The 12,070-nt window shown below is 63.2% G+C and carries 10 protein-coding genes; 3 read left to right on the top strand and 7 right to left on the bottom strand.

Annotated features, from left to right (window positions below; all coding sequences use genetic code 11):
* Nucleotides 1-19: 19 nt before the first annotated feature.
* Nucleotides 20-433, bottom strand: a complete 414-nt coding sequence (locus NXT3_RS05095; protein WP_097526253.1) for a MerR family transcriptional regulator — start codon at nt 431-433, stop codon at nt 20-22.
* A 170-nt stretch (nt 434-603) separates the two neighbouring features.
* Between NXT3_RS05095 and bla the strand changes: the two genes are divergently transcribed.
* A complete protein-coding gene (bla, locus tag NXT3_RS05100; protein ID WP_097526252.1) occupies nt 604-1,494 on the top strand; it encodes a class A beta-lactamase in 891 nt (296 codons plus the stop codon).
* 30 nt (nt 1,495-1,524) lie between these two features.
* Here the strand turns inward: bla and NXT3_RS05105 are convergent, their stop codons facing one another.
* From NXT3_RS05105 to NXT3_RS05115, 3 genes are all read right to left on the bottom strand, one after another.
* The gene (locus NXT3_RS05105; protein WP_097526378.1) at nt 1,525-3,861 is read right to left on the bottom strand and encodes a glucose/quinate/shikimate family membrane-bound PQQ-dependent dehydrogenase; all 2,337 of its coding nucleotides are present in this window, start codon (nt 3,859-3,861) and stop codon (nt 1,525-1,527) included.
* Between the two features lie 297 nt (nt 3,862-4,158).
* Nucleotides 4,159-5,664, bottom strand: coding sequence for a protein adenylyltransferase SelO (locus NXT3_RS05110; protein WP_050988154.1), 1,506 nt, complete (start codon nt 5,662-5,664; stop codon nt 4,159-4,161).
* Nucleotides 5,665-5,800: 136 nt separating this feature from the next.
* Nucleotides 5,801-6,757, bottom strand: a complete 957-nt coding sequence (locus tag NXT3_RS05115; protein WP_037413773.1) for a homocysteine S-methyltransferase family protein — start codon at nt 6,755-6,757, stop codon at nt 5,801-5,803.
* Between the two features lie 225 nt (nt 6,758-6,982).
* Here NXT3_RS05115 and NXT3_RS05120 point away from each other — a divergent pair, with 225 nt between their 5' ends.
* A complete protein-coding gene (locus NXT3_RS05120) occupies nt 6,983-7,597 on the top strand; it encodes a TetR/AcrR family transcriptional regulator (RefSeq protein ID WP_037413529.1) in 615 nt (204 codons plus the stop codon).
* Between the two features lie 14 nt (nt 7,598-7,611).
* Here NXT3_RS05120 and NXT3_RS05125 read toward each other — a convergent pair whose 3' ends face one another.
* The 3 genes from NXT3_RS05125 to NXT3_RS05135 all read right to left on the bottom strand — a co-directional run bounded on the left by NXT3_RS05125 (nt 7,612) and on the right by NXT3_RS05135 (nt 11,263).
* Nucleotides 7,612-8,139, bottom strand: coding sequence for a DUF1697 domain-containing protein (locus NXT3_RS05125; protein ID WP_104838886.1), 528 nt, complete (start codon nt 8,137-8,139; stop codon nt 7,612-7,614).
* An 11-nt stretch (nt 8,140-8,150) separates the two neighbouring features.
* Nucleotides 8,151-10,259, bottom strand: coding sequence for a S9 family peptidase (locus NXT3_RS05130; RefSeq protein WP_104838887.1), 2,109 nt, complete (start codon nt 10,257-10,259; stop codon nt 8,151-8,153).
* 116 nt (nt 10,260-10,375) lie between these two features.
* Nucleotides 10,376-11,263, bottom strand: coding sequence for a VOC family protein (locus NXT3_RS05135; RefSeq protein ID WP_104838888.1), 888 nt, complete (start codon nt 11,261-11,263; stop codon nt 10,376-10,378).
* 351 nt (nt 11,264-11,614) lie between these two features.
* Here NXT3_RS05135 and NXT3_RS05140 point away from each other — a divergent pair, with 351 nt between their 5' ends.
* The gene (locus NXT3_RS05140; RefSeq protein ID WP_104838889.1) at nt 11,615-12,037 is read left to right on the top strand and encodes a universal stress protein; all 423 of its coding nucleotides are present in this window, start codon (nt 11,615-11,617) and stop codon (nt 12,035-12,037) included.
* The last annotated feature ends 33 nt before the right edge of the window (nt 12,038-12,070 follow it).

The following is a 12,070-nucleotide window of genomic DNA, read 5'->3' on the forward strand; positions in this document are numbered from 1 at the left end:
TACTTGGTACAAACATGCCTCAGTGCTCGCTGTCGCACAGCGAATGGTCGGCAAGGGCCCGGATGACATAGCAGTCGCCGATCGTGTGATCGCCGTGGCAGGCGACGATCCGCTCCAGTTCCTGCTCGAGCTTAGTGAGGCGGGCGATCTTCTCCCGCACCGAAGCGAGATGTTCGTTGGCAATGCGGTCCGCCTCGCCGCAGGGCCGTTCCGGATGTTCGCTGAGCGCCAGCAATTCCCGGATCGCTTCGATCGAAAGCCCGAGATCGCGCGCGTGACGGATGAAGGCAAGCCGCTCGAGCTGGCGCCGCTCGTAGCGCCGCTGGTTGCCCTCCGAACGTTCCGGCGCCGCAATGAGACCCATTTGCTCGTAATAGCGGATCGTCGGAATTTTCACGCCGGTCCGCCGGGAGAGGTCTCCGATCGAGTACATAGGCGCGCTCCATAGCTATAGTCTCTGGAGCTATATAGATACCGCTCCCTCAGGGCACAAGGCCGCCACATTCCCTGCCTAGCGAGTCAGAGCGTCGCATGGACGAAATTAATATTCGAGATCAGTAATTTAACCTCAGCGGCTGCTCGCTCGCCAAAAGGAGGAAAGACATGTCCCTGCTCATCAATCGCCGCAACATGCTGATCGGCACCGCAATGCTTTATCCGGCACTGGCGCTTGCCGGTGCGGCGCGTGCCGCCACTGCGACCGGTGACGATGTGACGAAACTGCTCGCGGAGCTCGAAAAGCGGACCGGCGGGCGCCTCGGCGTGGCCGTGCTCGATACCGAAACCAACATCTCCTTCGGTCACCGTGAGACCGAGCGCTTCGCCATGTGCTCGACCTTCAAGGCGCTCGCCGCCGCATGCGTGCTCGCGCGCGTCGATCGGGGCGAAGAAAAACTCGACCGGCGGATCACCTTCGGCAAGGATGTCCTGCTGCCCCATTCGCCGGTCGCCGAAAAGCATGTCGGCGGCAATGGCATGACGGTCGCCGAACTCTGCGACGCCGCGGTCACCATCAGCGATAATGCGGCCGCCAACCTGATGCTCGAAAGCTTCGGCGGCCCGGCCGGGCTGACCTCCTGGCTGCGGTCGATCGGCGACGGGACGACGCGCCTCGACCGAACCGAGCCGGATCTCAACGAAGCCAAATTCGGCGATCCGCGCGATACAACGACGCCGGTCGCGATGCTCGAGACCATCGGAAAGCTTGCCTTCGGATCGGTCCTGGCGGAGAGCTCGCGTCGACAACTCGTCGAATGGATGGTCGCCAACACGACCGGCGACGCGCGGCTTCGTGCCGGACTGCCGAAGGATTGGCAGATCGGTGACAAGACCGGCACGAGTTCGACCGGCGCAGTCTCCGATATCGGCTTTGCGGTGCCCAAGGGGCGCGGCCCGATCCTCATCACCGTCTATACCGGCGAAGCGAAGGTGGAGCCGGCAGAGCTCAATCCGTTGTTCGCCGAAGTCGGCAAAATTGTCGCCGGCATGGTCTGAGCGCTTCAGCAGGCGGGCCGCCGATGACCATCAGGGCAGCGTATAGGCGATCACATAGTCGCCCGGCTTGGTCCCGACCGAGCCGTGCCCGCCTGCGACCATCAGCAGATACTGCTTGTCGCCGACCATATAGGTCATCGGCGTCGCCTGGCCGCCGGCCGGCAGCCGCGCCTCCCAGAGCTGGTCGCCGGTGGTGACGTCATAGGCTCTCAGGAAATTGTCGACCGTGGCGCCGAGAAAGGCGACGCCGCCCTTGGTGATGATCGGTCCGCCGATGCCCGGCACGCCGAGCCTGAAGGGAAGCGGCAGCGGCGTCATGTCGTAGACCGTGCCGTTCTTGTGCTTGTAGGCGATCTTGCCGGTCCGGAGGTCGGCACCCGCGACATAGCCCCAGGGCGGCGCCTGGCAGGGAATCCGCAAGGGACCGAGGAACGGACCCATATAGACGCCGTAGGGTGCTCCCTCGTTGCGGTTCAGCCCTTGCTCGCTGCCCTTTTCGCCTTCGCCCTTCGGCGGGATTTCCTCGCGCGGCACGAGCCGCGAGGTGAATGCGAGATAGGTTGGCATTCCGAACATCACCTGGCGCTCCGGGTCGACGGCGACCGAGCCCCAGTTGAAGGTGCCGAAATTGCCCGGATAGACGAGCGTTCCTTCGAGCGAGGGGGGCGTGTAGCGGCCCTCGTATTTCAACGAGAGGAACTCGATCCGGCAGGCGAGCTGGTCGAACATGGTAATTCCCCACATGTCGCGCTCCTGAAGCGGCGGCGGCATAAAGGTGAGTCCGGAGACCGGCTGGGTCGGCGCGGTGAAATCCTCCGCGATCGCGCCGCCGGGGGCGGGCACCTCCTCCACCGGAATGATCGGTTCTCCGCTGCGCCGGTCGAGCACATAGATGTCGCCCTGCTTGGTCGGCCCGACAAGCGCCGGCACGACGCTCCCGTCTTCCCTGGTGATGTCGAGGAGGGCCGGTTGCGCCGGCACGTCCATGTCCCAGAGGTCGTGATGCACCGTCTGCCTGACCCAGCGCACCGCGCCCGTGTTGATGTCCAGCGCGACGATCGAGGAGGAGTATTTCTCCACATGCTCGCTCCGCCCCATGCCGAGTTGATCGGGAACCTGATTGCCGAGCGGGACATAGATCAGCCCGAGAGCCTCGTCGACGGAGGAGACCGACCAGCTGTTCGGCGAATTGGTCGTGTAGAACTGGCCGGGCGGCAGCGGCGCCGTCTGATCGGGGTTGCCGCTGTCCCAGTTCCAGATAAGCGCCCCGGTCTTGATGTCGAAGGCGCGGATGACGCCGGACTGTTCCTGGGTCGAGTAATTGTCGTTGACGGCGCCGCCGACGATAAGCTTACCGGCGACGGCGACCGGGGGCGATGTCGAATAGTAATAGCCGGCGGGATTGTAGCGCATGCCCTGTTCGAGGTGCAGAACGCCCTGGTCGGCAAAACCGGTGCAGACCGTGCCGTTCGCGGCATCGAGCGCGATCAGGCGGGCGTCCGATGTCGGCAGATAGACGCGTTCGGCACAGGCGCTGCCGGCGGCCGCCGCCGGATCGGCCCAATAGGTGACGCCGCGGCAGGTCTGGTGCTGGCGGTCCGGGTTCAGACCCGAGTTCGAATCATATTTCCATTTCTGCCGGCCGGTCGCAGCATCGACCGCGATCGCCCAATTATGCGGCGTGCAGAGATAGAGCGTGTCCTTCACCTTCAGCGGCGTCACCTGATAGGTGGTTTCGCCGATATCCTCCGGCAGCTTGACGTCTCCTGTCTGGTACTGCCACGCGACCTTCAGAGTCGCGACGTTCTCCCGGTGGATCTGGGCGAGCGGCGAATAGCGCTGGCCGAACAGCGTGCGGCCGTAGTGATGCCACTCGCCGGCCGGCACATTGCCGCCGAGGTTGGGGTTGCCCGCCGCGACGTCAGCCGGCAGGTCGCCGCGAATGTCATGGACGTCCTGCGTCATCGAATAGAGCGCGACGCCGATCGCGACGAGGCTGGCGAGCGCAAGTGGCCAGGCGGCTGCGCTGTAGTGTTCGCCCGACGGGCTGATGAAACCGAGCGGCCGCCGGATCCATGGCGTAAGCAGCCAGAGGCCCAGCAGGATGATCACACCGCCGCGCGGACCAAGCTGCCACCAGTCAAGCCCGACCTCCCAGACGGCCCAGGTAAGCGAGCCGAGGACCATCAGCGTATAGACCCAGATCGCCGCCGCGCTCTTGCGGTAGAGCAGCAATGCGGTGAGCAGGAACGCCAAGCCGGTGATGATGTAGTATGGACTGCCGCCGAGCAGGACGAGCCTTGTCCCTCCCGCACCGAGCACGAGACCTATCAGTGCGAAGAAAAGGGCGGTCAGGACAATCGGCATGAATTCGAACTCCCAAATTGAAGAACGATACGGCGGCACCTTCGGCCCGCCGGGCCGCACGGAACGGCAGACGAAGAACGAGCGCGGATTTCGCGACAATTCTCCCTCGCAAATTGTGCGCCTCATCCACAGCATCATTTGCGAAGGTAACGCGACGCAGGTGCCTTTCAATGTTGCCGCCTTCGGCGCAAGCGCCTTTTGCATACGCCAGACGTCGCGGCAGGACTTTGATTCCCCGGGAGTATTTCAAATTGGCGGCCCATTGGGCCGCGGAGGCCGAGGCGGGGCTGCGGCTTGTCAGGTGCCGCAGAAGGTTTGCAGCACTTCTTCGCCAGGTTGCGGCGGCTCGGCAAAGGCGGCATGTGCCGGCTGATCATCGTAAGGTTTGGAGGTCACCTCGAGAATCGCTTCGAAAAGCGAGAAATCCGCATGTTCGGTCGCCGCTTCGATCGCCTGCTCGATGCGGTGGTTGCGCGGAATGAAGGCCGGATTGACGGCGCGCATCGCTGCCGCTCTTTCGACCGGCCCGGGAGCTTCGCGCTCGAGACGGCGGCGCCAGTCCCCAAGCCATGGCGACAGTGCCTCGGGCGCCTGGAAGAGCTTGGCAAGCTCGGCATCGGCGCCTGCGTCTTCCGCCGACGCAGCGAGCCTTCTGAAGGTGAGGGTGAAATCCGCGCCCCCTTTGTGCATCAGCGCCAGCAAAGCCTGCACCAGCTCCAGGTCACCCTCTTCCGCCGTTGAGAGCCCGATCTTGCGGCGCATGCCGTCGAGCCATTGGTTCTGGAAGATAGCGCCATACTCGCCGAGGGCGTCATTGGCGAGGTTCACCGCCACGTCTGCCGTCGGATCGAAGAGCGTCACGAGTGTTTCGGCGAGCCGGGCGAGATTCCACTGGCCGATGGCCGGCTGGTTGGCATAGGCGTAGCGGCCGAACTGGTCGATTGAACTGAAGACCTTTTTCGGATCGTAGGCATCCATGAAGGCGCAGGGACCGAAGTCGATCGTTTCGCCGGAAATCGTCATGTTGTCGGTGTTCATCACGCCGTGAATGAAGCCGATGTGCAGCCAGCGCGCGATCAACGCTGCCTGCCGCTCCGAGACTGCCCTGAGAAGGCCCAGATAAGGGTTCTCGTCTGCCTTCAGTTCGGGGTAGTGGCGGTCGATCACGTAGTCGGCCAGTGCCTTGACCGAGTCCATGTCGCCGCGTGCGGCGAAGAACTGGAACGTACCGACCCGGATATGGCTCGCCGCCACCCGGGTAAAGACGGCGCCGGGGAGGATCTGCTCGCGATAGACCGGCTGGCCGGTCACCGTCGCGGCAAGCGCGCGGGTGGTCGGCACGCCGAGCGCATGCATCGCCTCGCTGACGATATATTCGCGCAGCACAGGCCCGAGCGCTGCCCGGCCGTCGCCGCGGCGCGAATATGGGGTCTGGCCGGGTCCCTTGAGCTGGATGTCGCGGCGTTTTCCATCACGGTCGACGACTTCGCCCAGCAGGATGGCGCGGCCGTCGCCGAGTTGCGGGACGAAGGTGCCGAACTGGTGCCCGGCATAGGCCATGGCGAGCGGCTCCGCGCCCGCCGGGACCATGCTGCCGGAGAAGATCGCGGCGCCGTCGCGCTCGAGCGCTTCGAGATCGAGACACAGCTCTTCCGCGAGCGGCCGATTGAACTTGATCAGCCAGGGCTCGGCAACAGGTGTCGGCTCGACCCGGGCGTAGAAATTCCCAGGCAGTCGCGCATAGCTGTTGTCGAAGGGAAACGGGGCTGTCGCCGAGCCCGGTTGCGGCGGTATGGAATTCATCACACTCCAGCGGCCCTGCCTAGCAAATACCGGCCGCCCTTTCCCGACAAGTCTACACGAGCGATCCGGTTTTCGCGAGCGTCGGGAATACTGGGAGCTCCTGCTGCCACTACGGCGGAAGGAGCTCTTCCGGTGGTCAAGCGCTCAGTGCGGTCGCGGGCAGGCAGACCTCGCAGATCGCCGCGATGTGGCGATGGTCGGTGCCGCAGCAGCCGCCCAGCACACGCAAATGCGGCATGCGGCCTGTGAGCGAACGATAGCGCCGGGCGAGATCGCCGATGTCTCCTATGTCCAAGGTCTCGCTTTCGTCGAGTTCGGCATGGCTCTTGGTCGAGGCGTTGGCGCGAATGCCGCCGATCCGCCGCACCCATGGCTGGCGCTGATCGAGGCTGCTTTCGAAATGGCTCGGATGGGCGCAATTGACCATGTAGTAATGCGGATAGCCTTCCGTCTCTGCGTCCACCGTTTCGACGGCTTCCTGGAGAGAGCCGCCCGTTACCAGACGACCGTCGGTCTCGACGGTGAAGGAGATGGCGCAGGGCATGCCGTGTTTCCTGGCCGCTCTTGCGACGCCGATCGCCTCGTCGACATTCGTCATGGTCACCGCCGATACTATGTCGGCTTCGCTGCCGGCAAAGGCCGCGACCTGGGCGCTGTGATATTCCTCAGCTTCCTTCGCATTCATCAGGCCGGCCTTGTAGCCGTCGCCGCGCGGACCGATAACGCCGTTGAACACGATCGGGACCTGCGGCCGCTCGTACTGCGCCCGCAGTTCGGCAAGCAGGTGGGCGGCGTCCTGGTTGACCTGCCTGAGCGCCTCGGCGTCGTAGCCAAGTTTCGCGCCCCAGTCGGCATTGGCGCGCCACGTAGCCGTGTCGAGCACGAAACCGGTGTCGTGGAGCCGCGCGATCTCGAGATAGCGCGTGTAATAGCGCAACAGCTGCCGGCGGCCCTCCGGGGTCGACAGCAGGACGAAAGAGGCGAAGTGCGGCAGCTCGGCTCCTTCATGAAAGATCAGCGCCGTCTCCATGCCGCCGTCGCTGAGGAATGTGCCACCCCGTAAAAGCGGCAGGTCATGTCGATACTTGGCGATTTCGTATTGCATCGTTCCCTCCCTTTTGCGGACGCTCCGGCGCGAGGTCTGAGGAATTTCTGCCGTTTTATCATCTGCTAAACTAGCCGGCTTGCGGTACACTATGACCCAATAAGCCGCATAGCGATGTTACATCAGGAACTTGCCGTAAGATTCGAGGCGACAGGCGAATGGCTCGCCGTCCTTTCCAGAGAGAAAACTTTACCGGCGGTACAGGAGTGCACCATGCGAAAGGGCGAGGAAACGCGTGCCAAGATCCTGGATGCTGCCGAAGCCGCAGTGCTGGCAAAGGGTTTCGGTGGCACCTCGATCGACGAACTGATCGTCGAGACAGGCATCACCAAGAGCGGGTTCTTCTATCATTTTCGCGACAAGAACGAGCTCGCCAAGGCGCTGCTCGAGCGCTACATCGACAATGACGAGCGCATCTACGACGAGATTTTCGGCCGGGCGCGCGAACTTGCCGACGACCCGCTGCAGGCGTTCCTGATCGGATTGAAGCTGCTTGCAGAATTGCTCTCCGACTTGCCGAACGGCCATCCGGGCTGCCTGGTCGCCACGATGTGCACCCAGGAGCGCGCCTTCGACCGCGAGATCCAGGAGATGAACCGCCAGGCGGCGCTGATGTGGCGCCGGCGCTTCGCCGCCATGTTCCGGGACATCATGCAGGTCTATCGGCCGCGGGAAGCGCTGGATGCGGATCAGCTCGCCGACATGGTCTCGACCGTCCTCGAAGGCGGTATCGTACTCTCAAAAGCCTTGAAGGAGCCGAAAAGCCTGCCCGACCAGCTCCTTGTCTTCCGCAGTTTCGTGCGCTTGCTGTTCCAGCCCGCCGCGTAAGGCCGCGGGGCGGGTCACGCGCCTTCATCCTCGAGAACCGCGGCGAGTTCCGCCAGCTTGCATACGGTGTTGAGGTTGCGTGCCGTACCCGATTTTAGCGCCGGCAGTTTGAGCTTCGACCGACCCGATCCATTCGGATAGTGGATATAGATCTCCCGCCCGTCGATCTTCACTTCTTCTCCGTCCGGTGCGACGAGCTTGTCGAACGCGTCCGCGGCGGGTGCTTCCGGCAGGAATGTGACGAGCAGGAAATTCGGCTTCGCGTCTGGAAACGGCGCCTTTGCGACAATCGCCTCCAGGTCACCGCGGCTGCGCAGAATGACGCCCGGCGTCTTGCCCATCTTTACCGTCAGCGCTTCCTCGAGTCTCGTTTGAACCTCGCCTTCGGCAAGCTCGGAGCGGAAGAGCACGTTGCCGCTCTGGATGTAGGTCTTGACATCGGCAAAGCCGAGGCCCTCGCAGAGGGCCTTCAGCTCCGCCATGGGAAGCGTAGCGGTGCCGCCGACATTGACCGCCCTCAGCAGTGCGACATAGACCGGCACAGGCGGTCCTCCTACATCCTGCCGGCGACCTTGATGGCGAAAGCGTATTCGAACGCGATTTCCTCCAGCCGCTGAAAACGGCCCGAGGCGCCGCCATGCCCGGCATCCATGTTGGTCTTCAACAGGATCGGCTCGCTGCCGGTCGTCTTCTCGCGGAGCCTGGCGACCCATTTCGCCGGCTCCCAATAGGTGACGCGCGGATCGGTCAGGCCGCCGAGCGCCAGGATTGCCGGGTAAGGCTTAGCTTCCACATTGTCGTAGGGCGAGTAGCCGGCAATGATGTTGTAGAACTCGGCGCTCTCGATCGGATTGCCCCACTCCGGCCATTCCGGCGGCGTCAGCGGCAGCGTGTCGTCCAGCATGGTATTCAGGACGTCGACGAAGGGGACTGCCGCGATGATGCCCCGGAATTTCTCCGGTGCCATATTGGCGATTGCGCCCATCAGCATACCGCCCGCCGAGCCGCCCTCGGCGACGATGTTTGCGTAGGATGTGAACTTCTGCTGATTCAGATGGTCAGCCGCGGCGATGAAGTCCTTGAAAGTGTTGGACTTCTTCGCCATTTTTCCGTCTTCGTACCATTGAAAGCCCTTGTCCTTGCCGCCGCGGATATGGGCAATGGCATAGACGAAGCCGCGGTCGACGAGCGACAGGCAATTGGTGTTGAAGCCGGCCGGGATGGTGATGCCGTAAGCACCATAACCGTAGAGCAGGCACGGCGCCGAACCGTCGAGCGGTGTGTCCTTGCGATAGAGGAGCGTCAGCGGAACCGACGCACCATCCTCAGCCGGGGCGAAGACGCGGCGCGTGACGTAATCGTCCGGATCGTGGCCGGAGGGCACTTCCTGGGTCTTCAGGAGCGTGCGCTCGCGCGTCGCCATGTTGTAGTCGAAGAGCTGCGAGGGCGTCGTCATCGACGAATAGGAGAAGCGGATGACGTCGGTGTCGTATTCGGCCGCCCCCGAGAGCCCCAATGAATAGGCTTCCTCGGCAAAGGCGATCGCATGTTCTTCACCTGTCTTCCGGTCGCGGATGACGATCTCCGGCAGCCCCTCGCGGCGCTGCAGCCAAACGAGGTGACGGGCATAGGCCATGTGGCTGAGGATCAGCGTACCCGGGCGGTGCGCCACCACCTCACGCCAGTTTTCCTTCTGCGGCGCTTCCACCGGCGCTTCCATGATCTTGAAATCCTTGGCACCGTCGGCATTGGTGAGGATGTAGAAGACCTCGCCGCCCTCGGTCATGGAATATTCGAGACCGATGACGCGTTTCGCCACGATCTGCGGCTCGGCCGTCAGGTTCTTGGTCGAAAGCAGCCGGTATTCGCTCGTCTCATGATCATGGATGTCGATATAGATGAAGTCGTCGAGCAGCGATCCTCCGACAGACATGAAGAAGCCGGGGTCCGTTTCCTCGTAGACGAGCCGATCCTCGGACTGCGGCGTGCCGACGACGTGGTGGTAGATTCGCGACGGCCGGTGGTTCTCGTCAAGCACGGTGTAGAAGAAGCTCTGGCCGTCCGGTGCCCAGGCACCGCCGCCGCCGGTATTCTCGACTATGTCGGCCAGGTCCTCGCCGCTCGAAAGATCGCGCACCTTCAGCGTGAAATATTCCGATCCCTTGTCGTCGTAACCCCAGATGCCGCGGGCATGATCGCTCGAATGGTCGAGGCCGGCGATGCGGAAGTAAGCCTTGCCCTCAGCTTCCTTGTCGCCGTCGAGCAGCACCTGGCGGATCGTCTCGTCGCCCGCCGCTCCGTCGCGCGGGATGCGAAAATAGCGCGGATGCTCGCCGCCCTTCACATAGAACGTGCCATAGGCAAAGGCGCCGTCCTTCATCGGTACGGAGGAATCGTCCTCCTTGATGCGGCCGCGCATTTCGGCAAACAGCGCCTTCTGCAGATCCTTGGTGTCCGCCATCGCGGCGTTCATGTAGTCATTTTCCGCCTCGAGGTGCCGGCGAATTTCCGGATCGAGGGTCGACGGGTTCTTGAACATAGCCTGCCAGTTGTCGGCCCTCAGCCAGGCGTAGTCATCGGTCCGGCTGATGCCGTGGCGCGTATCCGTGAGCGGCTTCTTACGAGCGACGGGCGCGGCGGGCAGGTTTCTGAAAACGGACAAGGGTCTCTCCGGGATCTCTTCGGTGGGAGATCATGAGATAGAGAGCGTCCGGGCGGCGATCAAGCGGAAAGCGCCACCGGGCGCCGGCGGACAGAGCGACGGATTGCCAGCTAAGCTCAGGCTGCCGAAGCCGCGAGATTGAGGCCGATGCCCCACGGATCGGTGAGATGATGGATGCCGCCTTCCTCGCGCACGGGGATCTGGAGCTCGTCGAGCTTGCGAATTGCCGTCGCGAGCCTGTCGGTGTCCCGAAAGCGGATCGTGTAGTCTGAGAGACCGGTCATCTTGGCCTGGCGTTTCGCCGCTCCTCGCGAATTCCAGATATTCGCGGCCACGTGATGATGATATTTGCCAGTAGCGAAAAAGCTTGCTCCCGGATAGCGCGCCATCAGATCGAGGCCGAGGACGTCGCGGAAGAAGGCATCCGCCTGTGGAATGGCGGAGACCTGCAGATGAATGTGGCCGATCACGGTGCCGTCGGCAAGGCCGCTCCAAGCTTCCTCCGGCGTCTCGTCATAGAGCGACTGCAGGTCGAGCGGCAAGGTGTTCATCGCCACCGTACCGTCCACCTCGTAGCGCCATTCGCTGCGCGCCCGATCGCGATAAACCTCGATGCCGTTGCCCTCCGGGTCGGCGAGATAGATCGCTTCGCTGACGAGGTGGTCGGAGGCGCCCTGGAGGCGAACGCCGTTGTTCGCCGCGTGGGCAAGCCAGCGTCCCAGCTCCCGGCGATCGGGCACCAGGAACGCCGTGTGGAACAGACCGGGCGCGCTGCGCGGTGCCCTTGTCGCTTGCGCATCGGTTGTCAGCGTCAACAGAGGCCTTCCGGCGACCCCGAGCGTCTCGCCGCTGGCGCTCGCTTCGATCGAAGCGAGACCGAGCACTTTTTGATACCAGCTCGACACCATTGGCAGGTCCTGAACGACGAGATGCGCCCGGTCGACATAGGCGGGCATCGCCACCGCGTGGTCGGCGGGAAGGTTGGTCACGAGCTGCGATTTCATCGTCTTTTCCTTGAGCTACGCCTTTCGGGAGGCGCTCCGGGCTGCCGGGGCGCCGGAACCGTAGCCCAATATGAGCACGTGAAGGCGTTCGGGAAAGCCATTATATTACTTGATGTTGTGTTCGACGAACGTTGACGGTCGCGGCTGTCGCGCTACCTCATCATAGATGGTGCGAGCGCGGGAGCGGTGGCCGATTGATCTCGATCATGGTCGGAGTCGCCGCCTCCGCTCAATTCGATCTGCATGGCGGGAAAAGGCGGAAGAAAGTTACGCCGGAGTGCCGCCCTCGGATCCGAAGAATCGCCCGATTTCCAGCCGGCGACCGGAACGCAACAGAAGGAGCGTATCTGTATGTACAGGAAGATTATCGTCCCGATCGCGATGGATCAGCTCGAACACGGTGAATCCGTTCTCGGCATCGCCGAAAAGCTGATCGATGAGGGTGGAGAGATCATCCTCCTCAACGTCGTCGAGGACCTCAACGCCTACGCTCAAGGCTACATGATCGTCGATTTCCCGCTCGAGATGATCGAGGAATCGCGCAAGCATGCGGTCAAGACGCTCGACGCGCTGAAGACCAAGCATGGCATCAAGGGACGGATCGAGATCCGCACCGGCGGGGCGGCCGGCACCATCAATGCGCTCGCCAAGGAAGAGAACGCGGACCTGGTGATCATTGCGTCGCACCGTCCGGGGCTGATCGACTATTTCATCGGATCGACCGCCAGCCGCGTCGTCAGCCACTGCCCCTGCGCCGTTCTCGTCGACCGCTAATCAACAAGAAGAATGCGGTGCGGCCATGCCGCG

This window comes from Sinorhizobium fredii, from assembly GCF_002944405.1.
Lineage (GTDB): Bacteria > Pseudomonadota > Alphaproteobacteria > Rhizobiales > Rhizobiaceae > Sinorhizobium > Sinorhizobium fredii_C.

Coding starts and splice junctions, on each gene's coding strand:
- NXT3_RS05095 (WP_097526253.1), bottom strand. CDS start 433: ATGTACTCGATCGGAGACCTCTCCCGGCGGACCGGCGTGAAAATTCCG.
- bla (WP_097526252.1), top strand. CDS start 604: ATGTCCCTGCTCATCAATCGCCGCAACATGCTGATCGGCACCGCAATG.
- NXT3_RS05105 (WP_097526378.1), bottom strand. CDS start 3,861: ATGCCGATTGTCCTGACCGCCCTTTTCTTCGCACTGATAGGTCTCGTG.
- NXT3_RS05110 (WP_050988154.1), bottom strand. CDS start 5,664: ATGAATTCCATACCGCCGCAACCGGGCTCGGCGACAGCCCCGTTTCCC.
- NXT3_RS05120 (WP_037413529.1), top strand. CDS start 6,983: ATGCGAAAGGGCGAGGAAACGCGTGCCAAGATCCTGGATGCTGCCGAA.
- NXT3_RS05135 (WP_104838888.1), bottom strand. CDS start 11,263: ATGAAATCGCAGCTCGTGACCAACCTTCCCGCCGACCACGCGGTGGCG.
- NXT3_RS05140 (WP_104838889.1), top strand. CDS start 11,615: ATGTACAGGAAGATTATCGTCCCGATCGCGATGGATCAGCTCGAACAC.